Annotated in this window: 17 protein-coding genes and 1 riboswitch; of the genes, 4 read left to right on the top strand and 13 right to left on the bottom strand. The window is 68.1% G+C overall.

The genetic code is table 11. The annotated features are described in order from the left end of the window. Positions 1-33 precede the first annotated feature (33 nt). From E9536_RS13240 to thiC, 4 genes are all read right to left on the bottom strand, one after another. A complete protein-coding gene (locus E9536_RS13240) occupies positions 34-960 on the bottom strand; it encodes a DMT family transporter (RefSeq protein WP_060196147.1) in 927 nt (308 codons plus the stop codon). 142 nt (positions 961-1,102) lie between these two features. Beyond that, positions 1,103-1,351: a hypothetical protein gene (locus E9536_RS13245; RefSeq protein WP_136469956.1), complete on the bottom strand. Its 249-nt coding sequence runs from the start codon at positions 1,349-1,351 to the stop codon at positions 1,103-1,105. A gap of 193 nt (positions 1,352-1,544) precedes the next feature. Continuing rightward, a complete protein-coding gene (locus E9536_RS13250; protein ID WP_021162063.1) occupies positions 1,545-1,757 on the bottom strand; it encodes a glycine zipper 2TM domain-containing protein in 213 nt (70 codons plus the stop codon). A gap of 248 nt (positions 1,758-2,005) precedes the next feature. Further along, positions 2,006-3,937: a phosphomethylpyrimidine synthase ThiC gene (thiC, locus tag E9536_RS13255; protein WP_048024440.1), complete on the bottom strand. Its 1,932-nt coding sequence runs from the start codon at positions 3,935-3,937 to the stop codon at positions 2,006-2,008. Between the two features lie 124 nt (positions 3,938-4,061). After that, positions 4,062-4,178, bottom strand: a riboswitch (TPP riboswitch). 268 nt (positions 4,179-4,446) lie between these two features. On the opposite strand from thiC, the gene E9536_RS13260 reads away from it, so the two are divergent. The 3 genes from E9536_RS13260 to E9536_RS13270 all read left to right on the top strand — a co-directional run bounded on the left by E9536_RS13260 (position 4,447) and on the right by E9536_RS13270 (position 6,265). Then, positions 4,447-4,722 (top strand): pentapeptide MXKDX repeat protein, encoded by a 276-nt coding sequence (locus tag E9536_RS13260; protein ID WP_027787940.1) that lies wholly within the window; start codon positions 4,447-4,449, stop codon positions 4,720-4,722. Between the two features lie 92 nt (positions 4,723-4,814). After that, positions 4,815-5,447 carry a cytochrome b/b6 domain-containing protein gene (locus E9536_RS13265; protein ID WP_027787939.1) on the top strand — a complete coding sequence of 211 codons (633 nt, stop codon included), beginning with the start codon at positions 4,815-4,817 and terminating at the stop codon, positions 5,445-5,447. A 29-nt stretch (positions 5,448-5,476) separates the two neighbouring features. Next, on the top strand, positions 5,477-6,265 hold the full coding sequence (locus E9536_RS13270) for a molybdopterin-dependent oxidoreductase (protein ID WP_021162060.1): 789 nt from the start codon (positions 5,477-5,479) through the stop codon (positions 6,263-6,265). Positions 6,266-6,305: 40 nt separating this feature from the next. Here E9536_RS13270 and E9536_RS13275 read toward each other — a convergent pair whose 3' ends face one another. Both E9536_RS13275 and E9536_RS13280 read right to left on the bottom strand, forming a co-directional pair. Then, entirely contained in the window at positions 6,306-6,587 is a 282-nt protein-coding gene (locus tag E9536_RS13275) for an XRE family transcriptional regulator (protein ID WP_021162059.1), read from the bottom strand. Next, positions 6,584-6,937 (bottom strand): type II toxin-antitoxin system RelE/ParE family toxin, encoded by a 354-nt coding sequence (locus E9536_RS13280; RefSeq protein ID WP_136470029.1) that lies wholly within the window; start codon positions 6,935-6,937, stop codon positions 6,584-6,586. Before E9536_RS13280 ends, E9536_RS13275 begins: the two co-directional genes overlap by 4 nt. A 504-nt stretch (positions 6,938-7,441) precedes the next feature. Between E9536_RS13280 and E9536_RS13290 the strand changes: the two genes are divergently transcribed. Beyond that, complete coding sequence (locus E9536_RS13290) at positions 7,442-8,614, top strand: EamA family transporter (protein WP_136469957.1); 1,173 nt, start codon at positions 7,442-7,444, stop codon at positions 8,612-8,614. Positions 8,615-8,635: 21 nt separating this feature from the next. Here the strand turns inward: E9536_RS13290 and E9536_RS13295 are convergent, their stop codons facing one another. From E9536_RS13295 to E9536_RS13330, 7 genes are all read right to left on the bottom strand, one after another. Next, positions 8,636-9,835, bottom strand: a complete 1,200-nt coding sequence (locus E9536_RS13295; RefSeq protein ID WP_136469958.1) for an MFS transporter — start codon at positions 9,833-9,835, stop codon at positions 8,636-8,638. A gap of 216 nt (positions 9,836-10,051) precedes the next feature. Further along, positions 10,052-10,876, bottom strand: a complete 825-nt coding sequence (locus E9536_RS13305; protein ID WP_021159580.1) for a phosphodiesterase — start codon at positions 10,874-10,876, stop codon at positions 10,052-10,054. Between the two features lie 87 nt (positions 10,877-10,963). Continuing rightward, complete coding sequence (locus E9536_RS13310; protein ID WP_060173785.1) at positions 10,964-11,995, bottom strand: ABC transporter ATP-binding protein; 1,032 nt, start codon at positions 11,993-11,995, stop codon at positions 10,964-10,966. Positions 11,996-12,008: 13 nt separating this feature from the next. Then, complete coding sequence (locus tag E9536_RS13315; RefSeq protein WP_136469960.1) at positions 12,009-12,923, bottom strand: ABC transporter permease subunit; 915 nt, start codon at positions 12,921-12,923, stop codon at positions 12,009-12,011. Between the two features lie 10 nt (positions 12,924-12,933). Further along, entirely contained in the window at positions 12,934-13,755 is an 822-nt protein-coding gene (locus tag E9536_RS13320) for an ABC transporter permease (protein ID WP_136469961.1), read from the bottom strand. 17 nt (positions 13,756-13,772) lie between these two features. Then, positions 13,773-14,801 carry an ABC transporter substrate-binding protein gene (locus tag E9536_RS13325; RefSeq protein WP_119337779.1) on the bottom strand — a complete coding sequence of 343 codons (1,029 nt, stop codon included), beginning with the start codon at positions 14,799-14,801 and terminating at the stop codon, positions 13,773-13,775. A gap of 60 nt (positions 14,802-14,861) precedes the next feature. Continuing rightward, a complete protein-coding gene (locus E9536_RS13330) occupies positions 14,862-15,887 on the bottom strand; it encodes a substrate-binding domain-containing protein (protein WP_060371694.1) in 1,026 nt (341 codons plus the stop codon). Between the last annotated feature and the right edge of the window lie 839 nt (positions 15,888-16,726).

Here is a 16,726-nt window from a genome sequence, read left to right on the forward strand (position 1 = left end):
GGCCGATGGCGATACGTGCACCCGGATGAATCGTCAGGTCGCTTCGCCGCTGCGCGGCCGGATCCCGGGAATCCGCTTGATCACGCCGGTCGCGAGCGCGGTGCCGACGAGCACGATCGCGCAGCCTTCGATCATCACGGCCGACACGTGTTCGCCGAGGAACAGCGCGCCCCACAGCAGGCCGAACACCGGAATCACGAACGTCACGGTGATGGCGCGGGCGGGGCCGACATGCGCGATCAGGTAGAAGTAGATGAAATACGCGATGCCCGTGCAGGCGACGCCGAGCGCGAGCACCGAGCCCCACGCGTGCGCGCTGACCGGCGCGGCCGGCCAGGTGGCGATCGCGAACGGCAGCAGCAGGACGGTCGAGCCGATCATGCTGCCGGTCGCGTTGACGAGCGGATCGACGCCGGTCAGCTTGCGCTTCGTGTAATTGGCCGCGATGCCGTACAGCAGCGTCGCGCCGAGTGCCGCGGCGGCGGCGAGCGCAGTCGCGGCGGCGCCCGTTTCGCCATGCGCATTCGCGATCTGGTTCCACACGAGCGTGAGCACGCCGGCGAACCCGATCACGAGGCCGAGCGCACGCGGCAGCGACAGCTTGTCCTTCAGCCACAGGTAGGCCACGAGCGCGCCCCAGAGCGGCGTCGTCGCGTTGATCACCGACGTCACGCCGGCCGACAGCGTCAGCTCGGCGAACGCGAACAGGCAGAACGGGATGCCCGAGTTCAGTGCGCCGACGACGAACAACGGCCACGCGTGACGGCGCAGCCGGGTGCCGAGATCGGCGGGTTGGAAGCGCGTCAGCGCGAAGCCGGCGAGAAACAGCGCGCCGATACCGACCCGCAACGCCATCAGCGGCGCCACGCCGAGATCGACGACGCCGATCCGGATAAACAGGAACGACGCACCCCACAGGGCGGCGAGCACGGTCAGCAGAAGGGCGTTCTTGGGCGACATCGAGTGTGTAGGGCGGGGAAGGGATGCGGGAATCTTACACCCCGTTACCAGGCCGTCGTTTCACGTTTCGATGAAATGGCAAGAAACGGGAATGTCGCCGGTTCCCGGCACGCGATGGCCGCGTGCCGGCGGTCGAGCCCGGTCAGTGATGGCGCCAGCCGCCGTGTCCGCCGTGTCCGCCGAAGCCGAAATTGAGCGATACCGCCGGTCCCCAATAGCCGCCCCATGCGGGCGCGTAGGCAGGTGCCGGATAGTAATAGGCGGGGCCCGGATCGACATAGACCGGGGCCGGTGCAGCCGTGTAATAGCCGCCGGGATAATAGCCGTACGGGTAGTAGCAGCCGGCGAGCGTCACGCAGGCGAGCGCCGCGGCGACGAGGGTCCTGTTCATGATGTCTCTCCGGCGGAGCCGGCAATCGGCAGATGCTTAAGCTTAGGCCGCGCGCCGATGACACGGTGTGCAAAACGGTAACGGATCATTTCCGCACGGCTGCCGGCTACGTTGCGGCGCCGCATGCGAAAACGGCGCTTCCGCACCGCGAAAACGCCGTCTGGCCGACTGTCGCGGCGCGTTGCGCCGCCTTTTACTTGCCGACCTGGTTGCCGATGATGCCGCCGGCCGCTGCGCCGCCGAGCGTCGACAGCGCGCTGCCGCCGATCGCCGCGCCGGCAACGCCGCCGACACCTGCACCGATTGCCGTATCGCGCTGGCGTCGTGACATCGAATCGCAGGCCGACAGGCTGGCCACCGTCGCGACGAGCAGAGCGCATACCCCAAAACGCCGAATCGAGTTCATGATCGTTGTCCTTGTGGTAGTGAACGGAGGTCGCGCGACCGCTGGCGACCGCGCATGACCCCAATCTACGCGCCGTCCCATGGCGCTGCTGTAAGGACTTGTTAAGGCTCGGGCGGTTTCGTAATCATTTGTTTCCCTCGCGCCGGCAGGCACGCGGTGTGCACACGCACAAAAAAGCCCGCTCGAAAGCGGGCTTGCGCAGCGCCGAAGCACGAGACGCGGCGGTCCGGGCGGACCGCCGCGCGTGCTTATTGACGGTGATAGATCTCGGCGCCGGTCTTGACGAACTCGACCGCCTTGACTTCCATCCCCTTCTTCAGCGCTTCGGTTTCCGACACGCCCTGCTGCGCCGCGAACTCGCGCACGTCCTGCGTGATCTTCATCGAGCAGAAGTGCGGGCCGCACATCGAGCAGAAGTGCGCGACCTTCGCGGAATCCTTCGGCAGCGTTTCGTCGTGGAATTCGCGCGCCTTGTCCGGATCGAGACCGATGTTGAACTGGTCTTCCCAGCGGAACTCGAAGCGCGCCTTCGACAGCGCGTTGTCGCGCACCTGCGCACCCGGGTGGCCCTTCGCGAGGTCGGCGGCGTGAGCGGCCAGCTTGTACGTGATGATGCCTTCCTTCACGTCGTCCTTGTTCGGCAGGCCGAGGTGTTCCTTTGGCGTCACGTAGCACAGCATCGCGGTGCCGAACCAGCCGATCATCGCGGCACCGATGCCGGACGTGATGTGGTCGTAGCCCGGCGCGATGTCGGTGGTCAGCGGCCCGAGCGTGTAGAACGGCGCTTCCTTGCACCAGTCGAGCTGGAGATCCATGTTCTCCTTGATCAGCTGCATCGGCACGTGGCCGGGGCCTTCGATCATCACCTGCACGTCGTGCTTCCACGCGATCTGCGTGAGCTCGCCGAGCGTCTTCAGCTCGCCGAGCTGCGCTTCGTCGTTCGCGTCGTAGATCGAGCCGGGGCGCAGGCCGTCGCCGAGCGAGAAGCTCACGTCGTACGCCTTCATGATCTCGCAGATCTCTTCGAAGTGTTCGTACAGGAAGCTTTCCTTGTGATGCGCGAGGCACCACTTCGCCATGATCGAGCCGCCGCGCGACACGATGCCCGTCATCCGGTTCGCGGTGAGCGGCACGTACTGCAGGCGCACGCCCGCGTGGATCGTGAAGTAATCGACGCCTTGCTCGGCCTGCTCGATCAGCGTGTCGCGGAAGATTTCCCAGGTCAGGTCCTCGGCCTTGCCGTTGACCTTTTCCAGCGCCTGGTAGATCGGCACCGTGCCGATCGGCACCGGGCTGTTGCGGATGATCCACTCGCGCGTTTCATGGATGTGCTTGCCGGTCGACAGGTCCATCACCGTGTCGCCGCCCCAGCGGATCGCCCACGTCATCTTGTCGACTTCCTCGCCGATCGACGACGTGACGGCCGAGTTGCCGATGTTCGCGTTGATCTTCACGAGGAAGTTGCGGCCGATGATCATCGGCTCGGATTCCGGGTGGTTGATGTTCGCGGGGATGATCGCGCGGCCGCATGCCACTTCCGAGCGCACGAATTCCGGCGTGATCTCGGCCGGCGCGTTCGCGCCGAAGGCCGCTGCGCCGAACGCCTGGCCCGGGTGCTGGCGGCCCATCATCGCGGCGAGCTTCGCGCCGTTCGGGCCGCTCGCCTTCAGGCTCTCGAGGTACTCGGCGCGGCGCTGGTTCTCGCGAATCGCGATGTATTCCATTTCCGGCGTGATGATGCCCTGGCGCGCGTAGTGCATCTGCGTGACGTTCTTGCCGGCCTGTGCGCGGCGCGGGTTGCGGTGCAGGCCCGGGAACCGCAGGTCGGCGGTGGCCGGGTCGGCCGCGCGCTCGAGGCCGTACTGGCTCGACAGGCCGCCGAGCACTTCGGTGTCGCCGCGTGCCTCGATCCAGCCCTGGCGCAGCGCGGCCAGGCCCGCGCGGATGTCGATCTTCGCGTCCGGATCGGTATAGGGGCCCGACGTGTCGTACACGTAGATCGGCGGATTCTTTTCGCCGCCGAAGCCGGTCGGCGTATCGGCCTGCGTGATTTCACGCATCGGCACGCGGATGTCGGGCTGCGAGCCGGTTACATAAACCTTGCGCGAATTGGGCAGCGGGGCGACAGCGGCGGCGTCGACGTGTGCGTCGGCGGACAGAAACTTCGGATTGGCGTTCATGCAATCTCCTGTATGAGCGCCGGACAGGCGCTTCGGCGCTTGCCCGGAGCCCTTGACGAATGTGGGGCTCGAGCTAAGCAGGAGACGAGGCTTGGTGAGGCGGCGGATTTCGTCAGAAGGATGGCGGCGAAATCCGTACGCTTCCCTGCGCTGGCATTATCCAGATCAGGTTCAAAGGGTATTTCTCACCCGCAATGCCGGTTGTTTGACCGCGCGCATTGCAGGACCCCCGCGTTAGCAGCGCACACGATACACTGGCTTCGCGGCGGTTTCAACCGGGAGAGAATCGGCTGCCCCGGTGCGGCCGCAGCATGGCGGGCGGTGCGATGGCCCGTCGAAATGGCAGCGCGCGTCGCCGCCGCATGGCCCCACGGCTTGGCCGGCCGGGGCGAAGCGGTGCAACATGGCGCGCTTTCGCGCAACCTCAAAAAAATTTTCGCAGCGGCTGTCATTTCCCGCGACGTCGTCCGTCTATTCGGCTCCTTAAACCCATGTGTTGGAGAGATGTCATGAAAAAAGTACTGATCGCCGCTTGCGTCGCCGCTATCGCCACGATTGCCACGGGCGCGTATGCGCAGAACGACGCGATGTCGCAGCCGGGTTCGTCGATGTCGAAGGACGCGATGGGCCACGACGCGATGGCCAAGGATGCGATGGGCCATGACGCGATGAAGAAGGACGGCATGAAGAAGCATGCGATGAAGAAAGACGCGATGAAGAAGGACGCGATGTCGCACGACGAGATGGGCAAGCCGTCGGGCGACAAGATGGCGCCGTCGAACTGACGGAGGCGGACGCGGCGCGGCCGGCGCGTGCGTCGCACGGCGGCCGCCCGCATCGCATCCTGTCTCGTCGACTCATTCCCGGAGTCTTCATCATGCAAACCGTTCCCGCTACCGGGCGCGCGACCGCCACGCCGCCCGCGCGCCCGATTCATCCGCTGTGGGTGCGCGCGAGCCACTGGCTCAATGCGCTCGCGGCGATCCTGATGGTGCTGTCCGGCTGGCGCATCTACGACGCGTCGCCGATCTATCCGCCGTTCGTGTTTCCGCACGGCATCACGCTGGGCGGCTGGCTCGGCGGCGCGCTGCAATGGCATTTCGCGGCAATGTGGCTGCTGGTCGGCAACGGGCTGTTCTACCTCGCGATGTCGATCGCGACGGGGCGCCTCGCGCGCAAGATGCTGCCGGTCACGCCGGCGTCGATATGGCGCGACGTGCGTGCCGCGCTGGGCGGACGGCTGTCGCACGACGACCTGAGCGTCTACAACGCGGTGCAGCGTGCCGCTTACCTGACCGCGATCGTCGATCTCGTCGTGCTGGTGCTGTCGGGGCTCACGATCTGGAAATCCGTGCAATTCCCGCTGCTGCGCGAATTGTTCGGCGGCTACGACAACGCGCGTGTCGTGCACTTCTGGGCGATGTCGCTGCTCGTCGCATTCGTTGTCGTTCACGTCGCGATGGCGCTGCTGGTGCCGCGCTCGCTGCTCGCGATGCTGCGCGGCCGCTGACCCGCGAGCCGCGGGCGAAGGAAATCATCATGTCGGAATCCGAATACAAGCGCGACGGTTCGCGCTGGACGCTCGACCGGAAGTCGCTCGAGCTGGACGTGCGTCGCGAGCTCGAGATGCCGTCGCGGCGCCTCTTCAACCGGCGCATCCTGACGCTCGGCGGCCTGACGATGCTGACCGGCTGCACGTTGAAGGACGACGCGTCGGTCAACACGTTCCTCGAGACGGTGTCGCGCATGAACGACCGCGTGCAGGCGTGGCTGTTCAGCGGCGAACGGCTCGCACCGACCTACACCGAAGCCGACATCACGCGACCGTTCCCGTTCAACGCGTATTACGGGATCGACGACGTGCCGCACGTCGATGCGTCGACGTACCGGCTCGTGCTGTCCGGCCGCGTGACGGGCAAGCGCGTGTGGACGCTCGACGAACTGTATGCGCTGCCGCACGCGGAGCAGATCACGCGACATATCTGCGTGGAAGGGTGGAGCGCGATCGGCCGCTGGGGCGGCACGCCGTTCGGCGCGTTTCTCGCACGGGCCGGCGCCGATACACGGGCGAAGTACGTGGGCTTCAAGTGCGCGGACGATTACTACGAGAGCATCGACATGCCGACCGCGCTGCATCCGCAGACGCTGCTCGCGTTCGACTACGACGGCCGCCGGCTGCCGCCGGAATTCGGCTTCCCGATGAAGCTGCGGATGCCGACCAAGCTCGGCTACAAGAACCCGAAGCACATCATGGAAATCTTCGTGACCGATACGTATCCGGGCGGCTATTGGGTCGATCAGGGGTACAACTGGTTCGGCGGATCGTGAGCGGTGCGCGGCATGCGGTGGCGGCGCGTGCCGCGATGCATCAGGCGGATTCACGCACCTGGAGGTCGACGCGCAGGCCGACAGCCGCCGCCATGTTGACGAGCGCGTCGAGCCCGAACAGGTTGATCTTGCCGCGCAGCAGGTCGGAGACGCGCGGCTGCGTGACCCCCAGCTGTTTCGCGGCCTGGGCCTGGCTGAGCTCGAGCTGCGCGATGCGCTGCTTGAGCGCGATCATCAGTTCGGAGCGCAGCTTCATGTTCTCGGCTTCGGCCGGCTGGCCTTCGATTGCGTCCCAGACGCTCTCGTAACGTTCGTTGGTCATCGTTTCCTCTCCATCATCAGCGCGCGATAGCGCCGGGCGGCCAGTTCGATATCGGCCCTGGTCGTACGCGCCGATTGCTTCCGGAAGCAGTGAAGCACGTAGACGGCGTCGGCGAAGGTCGCGACGTAAATGATCCGGAATGCACCACTCGCATCGCGCAGGCGAATTTCCCGCACGCCGACGCCGACGGTGCGCATCGGCTTCCAGTCGTCCGGCGCCAGGCCGCGTTGCACCTGGTCGATCTGGTGGCCGGCTTCGCGTCGCGCGGGCAGCGGAAAGCCGCGAAGATCGGCGAGGGCGCTGCCGACGAAAACAACCGGCTTCGGCGGAAGAATGGTCGGATTATACAAAATTTTGTATGGGTGGTGCGGGTTTTGAAGGAAGGTCGCGCAGGGCGCGCGGCGCGTGAGTCGACCGTCACGATAAGGGGGAAGCAGCGGCCGGCGTGCAGGACTGGCCGTTCGGCCGATGCCTGGTTCGGGCGCGCTGGATCGCCGTTGGCGGTGGGGGCGAGCCGGCACCGGCAGCGCATGCGCGCGGCGTATCAGGCCCCCGATTCACCCTTCCGCCGACCGTAAAATGTCGCGCGGAAACATCATTCGCGATCCTTTCAGACAGGTCCGATGATGCTTTCGAATCCTTGATGCCATAATGCCGAGCGTGCGCAGCCGAAGCGGTTGCGCGCATTTTTTTTGTCCCTCTGCCGCCGCCTGCCGGTTCTCTTTCGTCGCCGTTCGCACTGCCATGTCGTTCCGCACGTTCGCTCTGCCTTCCCGGTCCCGCCAGGACCGTTTGCCGGCATCGCCGGCGTCTTTCAGCGGAGCACGCGGCGCGACGTGCGGGCAGGCTGCGCGATGACGCCGCTCGACCGTCTCCTCGATTTCCTCGCCCGCTTCTCGTTCCGGATCCGCCTGCCGCAAAGCCGCGGCGGCCGCGTCGCGCTGGCGCTCGTGTTCATCTATTTCGTCTGGGGTTCGACCTACAGCGGCCTGCATTTCGCGCTGCAGTCGTTCCCGCCGCTGCTGCTGTCGGGGCTGCGCAACCTGCTCGGCGGGATCGGCCTGTTCATCTTCGCGCTGCGGCGCAAGCCCGAATGGCCGACGCCGCTCGAAATCCGCAATGCGGGGATCGTCGGCACGATGCTCGTCGCGCTGTCGTCCGGCACGATCGCGCTCGGGATCAGTTCGGTCAGCAGCGGCTCGGCCGCGGTGATGGTGGCCACGGTGCCGCTGTTCGCGACCGTGATCGCGGCGGTCGCCGGGCGGCCGGTCACGAAAGGCGAGTGGGCGGCCGTCGCGCTAGGGATGGTCGGCATCGTCGTGCTGAATTCGGGCGGCGCGGCCGCGCAGAATTCGGCGCTCGGCACGATCTGCGTGCTGGCCGGCGCACTGTTCTGGGCCGGCGGCGCGCATCTCGCGACGCGGCTCAAGCTTCCGTCCGACCTGTTCCTGTCCACGTCGCTGCAGATCGGCCTGGGCGGCATGATCTCGACGCTCGTTGCCTGGCTGATCGGCGAGCGCATCGAGCACGTGATGGTGGGGCCGGTGTTCGCGTTCCTGTACCTGATGGTGTTCTGCACGATGGCCGCGTACGTTGCGTACGGCTACCTGATCCGCCACACGAGCCCGATCATCGCGAGCAGCTGCATGTACGTGAACCCGATCGTCGCGGTCGCGCTCGGTGCGCTGCTGCTGGGCGAGCCGGTGACGATGGCGACCGTGGTCGCGACCGTCGCGATCCTCGGCAGCGTCGGGTTGTCGTTCGTGTTCGATCCGGCGCGCCGGCCCGCGGCGCGCGCGGCAGCCGCCGGTTCGGCGGCCGCGGCGGCCACGTCGGCGGCGGAGGCTGCGTCCGCACCCGAGCAGATCGCGTTGCCGGATGCGGCGCCGATCCTGGCGCCTTCCGCCGTTCCGCTGGCCGTGCCGACCCCGGCTGCCGTGATGGACCCCGCCGGGGTCGTGGATCCGGCGCCGGCGTTCGCGCCGCCGCCCGCCGCCGAGCCGGCAGCGCCCCGCACCGACGCGTGACGCTGCCGTGGCCGGTCGCGTTCAGTCGCGCCGGCCGCCGCGATGGTGGAACCAGCCCGCCAGCGCGGTGAACGCCAGCCCGGTCGCGCACAAGCCGATCCAGCCGAACGCGTGCCATGCGGCCACACCGGCCGACGAGCCGAGCGCGCCGCCGATGAAATAGCACACCATGTACACCGTGTTCACGCGGCTGCGCGCCTCGGGCTTCAGCGCATAGATGCGCGACTGGTTCGAGATCTGCGCGGCCTGTACGCCGACGTCCAGCACGATCACGCCGATCACGAGCCCGACTAGGCTCGAGCCCGACACCGCGAAGATCACGAACGACAGCGCGAGCAGCGCGATCGCGAGCGAGATGATCGCGCGCGGGCCGCGCTTGTCCGCGAAGCGGCCCGCGTAGGGCGCCGCGAGGGCGCCGGCCGCCCCGACGATCCCGAACAGGCCGGCTGCCTGCGGGCCGAGATGGAACGGCGCGCCGGCGAGCAGCAGCGTGAGCACGGGCCAGAACGCGCTGAATGCCGCGAACAGCGCGGCGCCCGTCAAAGACGCCTCGCGCAGCCCGCGCAGTTCGACTGCCAGATGCCACATCGAGCCGAGCAGCTTGCCGTACGACAGCGTCGACGTCGGCGAGCTGCGCGGCAGCCGCAGCACGATCACGGCGGCGAGCGCGACGAGCGCCGCGACCGACGCGGCGAACACCGCGCGCCAGCCGAAATATTCGGCGACGAAGCCGGCGGCCGTGCGCGCGAGCAGGATGCCGAGCAGCAGGCCGCTCATCACGGTGCCGACCGCGTGCCCGCGCTCGGCCGGCGGCGCGATCTCGGCGGCGAACGGCACGGCCTGCTGCGCGATCGTCGCGAGTACGCCGATCGCGAGGCTCGCGACGGCGAGCACGGCCAGCGACGGCGCGGCGGCCGCGACGATCAGTGCGACCGACAGGCCGGCGATCTGCATCAGGATCAGCCGGCGGCGGTCGAAGCGGTCGCCGAGCGGCGCGAGCAGGAACATGCCGGCCGCATAGCCGAGCTGCGTCGCGGTCGGCACCGCGCCGATCCACGAAGCGCCGTCGGGAAACGCGGAGCGGAAGCTGTCGAGCAGCGGCTGGTTGTAATAGATGTTCGCGACGGATACGCCCGCGATCGTCGCGAGCAGCAACAGCAGGCTGCGCGAATAGTGGGGCGAGGCGGCGTCGGTCGGATGGTCGGTGGGGGCGGTGGACATGGCTGCGCGGACGGAGTGGGGCGGCGCGGCGCGCGGCGCACGCGTCGGGTGCGCAGGCGCGCGGGGCGCCGGTCAAGGCTGCCGATCATACCGGAGCGGCGTGAATCCTGCCGGGCGCGCGGCGGACCGGCAAAGCCGGCAAAGTCGGCAAACCGGCAAACCGGCAAACCGGCAAACCGGCCGTCCGCCGCCCGTCATCGCGCGCGCTTCACCCCGTCAATCGACCAGCTCGCCCGTCGGCTCGTAGAACGGATAAGGCCCGGCGCCTTCATCGACGTACACGTGATGCGACGTCATCCCCGTATCGGGCGCATGGCGGTGGACCGCGAACGCCGGCGGCTCGAGCCGGAATGCGGACGGCGCGTCGGTTCGCAGGTCGAAGGCGACCTGATGCGCGGGCGACGGCACCGCGGACGCGAGCGTGCCGCCGAAGCGCGTGAACATCGTGCGATGCACGTGGCCGCACAGCACGCGCTCGACGTTCGGATGAGCGCGCAGCAACGCGTCGAGCTTCGCGGCGGCGGCGGGCGCGAGGCGCAGCTTGTCCATGTGGCCGATTCCCGCCGCGAACGGCGGGTGATGCAGCGCGACGATCACGGGCCGGTCGCGCGCGGCGTCGAGCTGCGCGGCGAGCCACGCGAGCCGTGCGTCGCACAGGTCGCCGTGGCTTGCGCCGGGCACCTGCGAATCGAGCGCGAGCACGCGCACCGCGCCGACGTCGAGCGCGTACTGCACGAATTCGCCATCCTGCAGCTCGGCGCGATCGGCAAACGCGCGGCGCAGCCCGGCGCGGTCGTCGTGATTGCCGATCATCAGGTAGTACGGAATCTCGAGCGCCGCGAGCAGCCCGCGCAGGTTGCCGTACTCTTCATCGTGGCCGAAGTCGGTGAGGTCGCCGGTGACGAGCACGGCATCGGGGCGCGGCACGAGCGCGTTCAGTCTGTCGATGCAGCGCGCGAGCGCGGCCGCCGTGTCGACGCGCCGGTACGCGAGCTGGCCCGGACGCTTGATGTGGAGATCGCTGATTTGAGCAAGCAGCATCGTCGTTCCTCGGAATCGTCTGGTTGTTGTCGTGGCGGCGTCGCGCGCCGCGGTGGGGGGCTGCATGAATGATGCCCGAACGATGGATTACGCACCGAGCGCGATCAGGCCTTCCGGTGCGATCGCGAGGCCGACCGCCGTACCGCGTGCGAGCGCGATGCGGCCCGGCACGTCGATCACGAGTGCATCGGGGGCCGCGTGCTCGATCGTGAGCCGCGTGCGTTCGCCGAGGAACGCGCACGCGCTGACCGCGCCGCGCAGCGGCGCATGCGCGGGATCGGCGAGTTGCGCATCCTCGGGGCGGAAGAACCATTCGTCGGCCGCGTGCGGCGTGGCGACCGCGCCGCCCGTGGTCACCAGCGTGCCGTCGCGCCACTGCCCGGCGAGCCGGTTCAGCGTGCCGATGAACTGCGCGACCGTGCGGTTCGCCGGGTGGTAGTAGATGTCGCGCGGCGTGCCGATCTGCTCGATGCGGCCCGCGCCCATCACGACGATCCGGTCGCCGAGCTCCATCGCTTCGGCCTGGTCGTGCGTCACGTAGACCGTCGTCACGCCGAGCTCGCGCAGCAGCGCATTCATCTCGCGACGCAGCACGTCGCGCAGCTTCGCGTCGAGCGCGGTCAGCGGCTCGTCGAGCAGCAGCACGCGCGGCCGCACCGCCAGCGCGCGGGCCAGCGCGACGCGCTGGCGCTGGCCGCCCGACAGCTGGTCGACCGGCTTGTCCGCATGCGCGTCGAGCCGCATCATCGCGAGCAGCTCGTCGACGCGCGCGCGCAGCGCGCGCGGCTCGGTCTTGCGGATCTTCAGCCCGTAGCCGACGTTGCCGCGCACCGTCAGGTTCGGAAACAGCGCGTAGTTCTGGAACACCATGCCGACCTGCCGGCGCTCGATCGGCAACGCGGTGACGTCGTCATGGCCGAATGCGATCGTGCCGCCGGCGTCCGGCGTGTCGAGGCCCGCGATCAGGCGCAGCGTCGTCGTCTTGCCGCAGCCCGACGGCCCGAGCAGCACGAGCGTTTCGCCCGCGCCGATCGACAGGTCGAGCGGTTCGAGCACGCGCGTGCCGCGGAAGGTCTTCGCGCAGCGGGTCAGGGTGATGGGAGTGGAATCGAGTTTCATGTCTGCGAGAAATTCAGCGCGGGCGCTTCTTGAGCGCACGCGTGCCGGATGGATCGACGCCGAGCCACTGCATCGCGACGAGCAGCGGCAGCGTCATCAGCAGGAACAGGATCGTGTACGCGCTGCCGACTTCGAGGCGCAGCGACGCATAGGTATCGGCGAGGCCGACCGGCAGCGTCTTGGTGTCGGGCGTGTGCAGCATCCACGTGAGGTTGAATTCGCCGATCGACAGCGTGAGCACCGCGAGCGCGCCCGCGACGATGCCGGGGCGCAGGTTCGGCAGCACGATCGTGACGAAGCGCGTGACGAACGATGCGCCGAGGCTGGCCGCACCTTCCTCGAGCGTGCGCAGGTCGGCACCGGCCGCGACGGCAGCCACCGCGCGCACCATGAACGGCAGCGTGAACACGACGTGGCCGGCGACGATGAACCACAGGCTCATCCGGAACGCGGTGAAGCCGCCGTAGACGACCAGCAGCGCGAGCGCCGACGCGAGGCCGGGCAGCGCGACGGGCAGCACCAGCGCCTCCTCGATCGCGCGTGCGACGCGGTGCTTGCTGCGCGCGAGCGCATAGCCGGCCGGCACGCCGACGACGAGCACGATTGCGAGCGTCGCGAACGCGACGTAGAGCGACAGCGCGACCGAGCCGTGATACTGCTGCCACACTTGTTCCAGCCAGCGCAGCGTGAGGCCGCTCGACAGGCCGCGAAAGTAGTTGACGGTGAGGCCCGCGAGCACCGACATCACGACGGGCACGATCAGGAACGCGCACAGCAGCAGCGTGACGCCCCATTGCAGCGCGGCGATCATGCGCGCGCCGGTGACGCGCGGCGCGCGGCGGGCGATGCCGTTCGCCTGCGCGGGAGCCGGTGCCGGCGAAGGTGCCGGCGAAGGCGACGGTGCGGAAGAGCCGGAAAGCGATTGCATGCGGGAATCCTCAGGCCGCGGCGGCGGTGTGGCCGGTGAAGCGGCGCGCGAGCGCGAGCACGGCCCAGGTGACGATGCCGAGCACGATCGACAGGCCGGCCGCCGTCGCGATGTTCGCGTTCAGCGTGAACTCGGTATAGATCGTCATCGGCAGCACGTTCAGGTCGGTGGCGAGCGTGAATGCGGTACCGAACGCGCCCATCGCGGTCGCGAAGCAGATCGCGCCGGCGGCGATCAGGCCCGGTGCGAGCGCCGGCAGCACGATGTCGACGAAGATGCGCCAAGGCGACGCGCCGAGCGAACGCGCGGCTTCCTCGAGCGACGCGTCGAGCTTCGATGCGGCCGCGATCACGGTGACGATCACGCGTGGAATCGAGAAGTACAGGTAGCCGACGAACAGCCCGGCGACCGAGTACGCGAACACCCATTTGTCGCCCGTGAGCTTCGCGGACAGCATGCCGATCAGCCCCTGCCGGCCGGCGAGCATGATCACCATGAAGCCGACCACGACGCCCGGGAACGCGAGCGGGAACGTGAGCAGCGCGAGCAGCACGCGCTTGCCCGTGAATTCACGGCGCGCGAGCAGGAGGCCCGAGACGGTCGACAGCGCGAGCGTCGCGAGCGTGACACCGGCGGAGAGCGCGACGGTCTCGCCGAGGCTTTTCATGTAGCGTGCATTGCCGAGCAGGGCCGCGTAGTGCGGGAAGAACGCGCCGTCGGCGGACACCCGGACGAGCGCCGCCATCGGCAGCAGCCAGAGCGCGGCGAACACCGCGAGCGCCGGCGCGACGAGCGCGACGCGCCAGCGCAGCGGGAAAGTCAAGTCGAGCATCGGTTGCGTCCTGGCGCTTACTGCATCACTTGCAGGTACTGCTGGCCGAATGCCTGCTGGCCGGCCGCCATCTTGCCGAAGTCGACCGATTTCGCGCGGGCGTATTCACTCGCCGGCAGGAACTTCGATGCGACGTCGGCGCCGAGCGCCTGTGCGCGCACCGGGCGCAGATACGCGTTGGCCCACAGCTTCTGGCCTTCGTCGGACAACACGAAGTCGAGCACCTTCCTGCCGTTCGCGTCGTGCGGTGCGCCCTTCACGAGACTCATCACGTACGGCACCGCGATCGTGCCTTCCTTCGGAATCACGAACTCGACGTTCGCGCTGTCCTTGTACTTCGCGCGATACGCATCGAAGTCGTAGTCGAGCAGGATCGGAATCTCGCCCGACAGCACGCGCGCATACGCGGTTTGCTTCGGCACGATCGGCGCGTTCGCCTTCAGCTTGCGGAACCAGTCGAGCGCCGGCTTGAAGTTGTCGAGGCTGCCGCCGAGCGCCTGGTTCACGGCGACCGCGCCCGCATAACCGACGAACGCGCTCGACGGGTCGAGATAGCCGACCATGCCCTTGTATTCCGGCTTCAGCAGGTCGGCCCACGAGCGCGGCACCGGCTTGCCGTCGAGCGCGTCCTTGTTCACGAAGAAGCCGAGCGTGCCCGAGTGGATCGCGAACCAGTAGCCTTGCGGGTCCTTCAGGTTCGCGGGGATGTCGTTCCAGTGCGCGGGCTTGTACGGCGCGATCACGCCCTTGTCCTTCGCCTGGAACGCCGACGACACGCCGAGGTAGACGACGTCGGCCACCGGGCTCTTCTGCTCGGCGATCAGCTGCGCGATCGACTGGCCCGAGTTCTTGTTGTCGAACGGCACGCGGATGCCGGTCTTCTGCTTGATCGCCGCGATCTGCGCGGCCCAGTCGGCCCATTCGGGCGGGCAGTTGTAGCAGATCGCCGTTTCGTCGGCGTGGGCGGCGGGCGCGCCGGCGACGAGCGCGGCGCAGGCTACGGGAGCTGCGAGCGCGCGCAGCAGCGAGGTCAGGCGAAAGGACACGGTAGGTCTCCGGGCGAGTGTGAGGCGCTGGGGTGAGGCGGTTAGGGGCGGTGCGCGCGTTCAGGCCTTGCGCAGTTGCAGGTCGGTGGCCGGCGGCGCGACGGTTGCGCCGTCGCGCACCACGTGCGGCAGGATCAGCGACGACCGTTCGATTGCCGTGCCGCCGATGCATTCGACGAGGCGTTGCCACGCGTGGCGGCCGATGTCGCGGTTCGGCGTCGCGATGCTCGCGAGCGGCGGCGCGAGCAATTCGCCGATCGCGATCCCGTCGAAGCCGAGCACCGACAGGTCGTCCGGGATCGAGAAGCCCGCGCGGCGCAGGCCGCGCATCACGACCATCGCGAGCAGGTCGTTGCTGCAGAAGAGGGCGGTCGGGCGCGTCGCGTGTGCGGTGAGATGCGCGAGCACCGCATCGGGCAGCTCGGGCGCGTTGAAGTCGACTTCGACCGGCGGCAGCGTGGCGACGCCGCTTTCCTCGAGTGCCTGCGCATAACCGAGATGGCGCTGGCGTGCGCGATCCGACGCGGCGAGCGAGCCGGCCAGCATCAGCACGCGGCGGTGACCGCGCGCGGTCAGCAGCCGCACGCCGTCATAGGCGGCGCTGCGGTTGTCGACCGATACCGACGGGCGGCGCTGCGTGTCGTTGTGCATCAGCACGTAATGCGGGCCTTCGTGGTCGAGCATGTCGAGCAGCGGGTGCGTGTCCGCGTCGGCGACGGTGAGGATCAGCCCTTCGACGCGCTGCTCGCGCAGCGTTTCGATCGCGTGACGCTCGCGCGCCGCGTCGTATTCGGTCGTCATCAGGATCAGCTTGAAGCCGGCCGCGGTCGCGAGCTCGTCGATGCCTTGCAGGCAGTCGGCGAACACGGGGTTCGACAGCGTCGGCACGACGACGCCGACGAGCCGCGTGCGCTCGCCGCGCAGTTGCCGGCCGAGCGGGCTCGGGCGGAATTGCAGCGTGTCGATCGCGGTGCGGATGGTCTGCAGCGTGGCGGGGCTGACGGTATGCGGTGCGTTGATCGCGCGCGAGACGGTGGCGATCGAGAAGCCCGCGAGGGCAGCGACGTCCTTGATGGTCGAGGTCATTAACTAGCGCGATGTAAACGTTTTCGGCAGGGAAATTATCGAAAACGTTTGTGACTTCGCGATGACGCAAGCGATGCCTGTTTCGCAAAAAAGCACGACACAAACATCGGACGGATTGGGGGCCGCCGGACGACGCGGGTTCGATTGTATCGGGGATGTTGCGGCGCGGGAGAAAATCGCGGGCGGCGCTGTTACGGCGTCGATTGCACGGGATGAATCGGTGCGGCGCCGGGAGATGTCGCCATGCGGCGGTGCAGAATAAGGGAACGCATGCGCAAGCAATGGTAGAATCGCGTCCGCCCTCTTGCCGGGGTGATGAAATTGGTAAACATAGCGGACTTAAAAGATTGAGTGCCCGGCCGGAAACGGTCGGTGCAGAACCCTTCAAATTCGGCGAAACCCCTGATGCGCGCATCGAGGCAACGCCGAGCCAAGCCTCGCGGCATCCGCGAGGAAGGTGTAGAGACTAGACGGGGGGCGCCTAAGGCGCATGGGCAGCAGGCACGCCCGCGCGCGACGGTGAAGGCATAGTCCAGCGCACGAACGGCATCGCATCCGCGACGCCGGCTTTGAAAGAAGCAGTGTGACGAAAATCCGCCGCCTTAACTGGCTTGCCGGTTCGAGTCCGGTCCCCGGCACCACGATCGCTTTCAGCGCGATTCGATGACGGTACGAAAGCCCGCGAGAAGCCATGCGCTCGCGGGTTTTTTGTTTTTGGTGCGTCCGGACGCGCGTGAGCGTGGAACGTTGCCGTTGTCGCGCTGCCTTTGTCCGGTCGTTCGACCCGCGCGACTTCGCCTTGCGGTTCGTCTGCGTCCAGCGGCCCTTCGAGGCAGCGA

This window comes from Burkholderia sp. LS-044, assembly GCF_004803625.1.
Taxonomy (GTDB): Bacteria; Pseudomonadota; Gammaproteobacteria; order Burkholderiales; family Burkholderiaceae; genus Burkholderia; species Burkholderia cepacia.